The organism is Oleiphilus sp. HI0067, from assembly GCF_001635735.1.
Genome location: NZ_LWFI01000986.1, coordinates 1 through 1441, shown reverse-complemented (window position 1 = coordinate 1441; position 1441 = coordinate 1). Strand labels below are relative to the sequence as shown.

At 44.1% G+C, this 1441-nt stretch carries 1 protein-coding gene; it reads right to left on the bottom strand.

The window, feature by feature from the left end:
- Positions 1-1441, bottom strand: a 1441-nt coding sequence (locus A3739_RS12850; RefSeq protein WP_068501608.1) for an HDOD domain-containing protein, incomplete at both ends; no start/stop codon positions are given.

Below are 1441 nucleotides of genomic sequence, written 5' to 3'. Positions count from 1 at the left end.
TATTTCTTCTGGAATACCTGGACCATTGTCAGTGATTTTTATTTCACAAAAGCTATGGCCGTTGACGTTGATGCTGCTTTTTGTAGCAGCACTGATTTTACCACCCTCAGGCATTGCTTCGACGGCATTCTTCATAAGGTTAGTTAATATTTGCCGCAGACTGCCAGGGCTGATGTCGACTGGGCGTAGGCTACTATCTGGCAGGTATTCGCTGTCGATACTCTTGGCCAAGAATAGTGAACTTTTGTACAGGGTTAGAAGGTTTTTGATTTCTAAGTTGATGTCGGCGTCGCCTTCATCGTGCGTAATATCTTGCTGCAGATCCCTTAATCGAAAGATTATCTGGCTTGCGCGCTCTAGCTCTTCTTTAAGAACTTGTAGTTCTTCTTGTACTTCGTCTTCTTCGCTGAGTTTCAGGGAAAGGCTGCTCAAATAGTTATTGATGATGCTAAGAGGGTTGTTCGCCTCATGTGCAATCTCGCGAACCTTTGCGTTTAATGAGTTGATTTCAGAATCAGTGTTTTCTGCGCAGTGGGCTTGTTCTATATCTATGCATTGGCGCTTAAATTGGCTGATCAGAATGCTTAAGAAATTAGGATGAAGTCTTTCCTTATTTGAATGCAATGTTGTAGCGATGACTGCGATGATGCGCTCCCCATCGAGTAGAGGAAGACAGAGCATGTGCTGTGCATCGAGCAACCGGAGAATTTGTTGGTCAGCAACAAAGGCAGAGTCATCATCGATTGAGCTGAGCACTTCATTTCTCAGTGCAGATTTCGCCGCAAGACTACTGCCCTCATTTAGAGGGAAACAAAGTGGTGCTTCGTAGCTGTCTTCGATAAGAACAAGTTCGTTGTCTTCGTTCCAAAATAGTGCCGTTTGGCGAGTGCCAAGCAGTAGTGACAGAGAGTGCTGAATTTGGGTTGCGAGTTCTATTTTTGTCTTGGCTTTTGAAACAAGATCCCGAGAAATGTTTTGAAGATTTTGGTCTCTAATGGCTCGTGCTAAAGATATATGTGCTTCTTGATCATCTTGTTTGTCGAGTTGCACGCCCATGCTCTCAGCTACTTGGATAACTTCTTCATCTATTTTTCGACAGATTTCAGAGATGAGGGATGGGTTGAGTTCAAATAAGCTGTTCGTCGTTTCAACACTCTGCTGCATGCTCTGTTGCGCATCATTGCTAAGAGCGCTTGCAGTATACAATATTTTGACCAAATGCTGAGCGCCCAGAATGTCGACTGTGTTTGCGTGATGATAACGAATCGCATCGATTGCATAAGGGCTTAGCCCCCATTCGTTTGCGAGTTGTGCACCAAGTTCTGCGTGATCAATACCGAATGTACCCAACTCATGCTTTAAGCGTTTATCTTCGTCGGGCTGCTCTTCTCTCAGAGTTAAATATTCTTTGTTGAAGTTTCTTGAGAGTACGAGTTCTCCA